This window comes from Noviherbaspirillum sp. ST9 (assembly GCF_048799745.1).
Taxonomy (GTDB): domain Bacteria; phylum Pseudomonadota; class Gammaproteobacteria; order Burkholderiales; family Burkholderiaceae_D; genus Noviherbaspirillum.
Map to the genome: position 1 here is coordinate 1 of NZ_JBLWFR010000117.1, position 628 is coordinate 628.

Genomic DNA, 628 nt, shown 5'->3' on the forward strand with positions numbered 1-628 from the left:
AGTGCCAGAGCTTCAGGGCTGACGTAAGTGGATCAGGCAGAATACACGCTTTTAATTTGGTTACCTCTGCCATGGAAGCAAATCTATCAGGCTCGGGCAGCGTCGATGCATTTGTAACAAACCGACTTGACGCAAATATCAGTGGTAGCGGCACAATACGATATAAAGGGAATCCTTCTGTTGTTAATGCTCACGTTAGCGGCTCGGGAAAGGTTTTGAAAGTAGAATAAGAAGGAACCGGATGTCAGGATAGCTCTTCTGGCATCCTGCATCCGGTTCCGGCCCCCCAAAGTTAGAACGGATAGCCTATAGCGAGGTTATAAACAAGATTATCTTTTCTCCAAGCCTTACTTCCAAAGCTGATATCATCAATCACCCATTGCTCACCTTCAGGAAGCCACGGTTTCCTGATAGGGAAAGCCACATCCAGGCGAACTACCAGGATCGATGCATCAACCCGAATTCCGGCTCCGGTTCCTACTGCGAGTTCGTTCATGACATCTTTGGTGAACTTCGCTCCGGGACGATTCGCATAGCTCTTCATCAAGCATACATTTCCTGCATCTACCCAACGTCCTCCCCGTACAATGCTGAATAGTTTTGGCCTGAATTCAGAGTTCATTTCAAG

At 47.6% G+C, this 628-nt stretch carries 2 protein-coding genes; one reads left to right on the forward strand and one right to left on the reverse strand.

Going from position 1 to position 628, the window contains the following annotated elements:
* On the forward strand, positions 1–230 hold a 230-nt coding region (locus tag ACNOHI_RS25065), incomplete at its 5' end, for a GIN domain-containing protein (protein WP_420477443.1).
* Positions 231–292: 62 nt separating this feature from the next.
* On the opposite strand, the gene ACNOHI_RS25070 is transcribed toward ACNOHI_RS25065, so the two are convergent.
* Positions 293–628, reverse strand: a 336-nt coding sequence (locus ACNOHI_RS25070) for a BamA/TamA family outer membrane protein (protein ID WP_420477444.1), incomplete at its 5' end; no start/stop codon positions are given.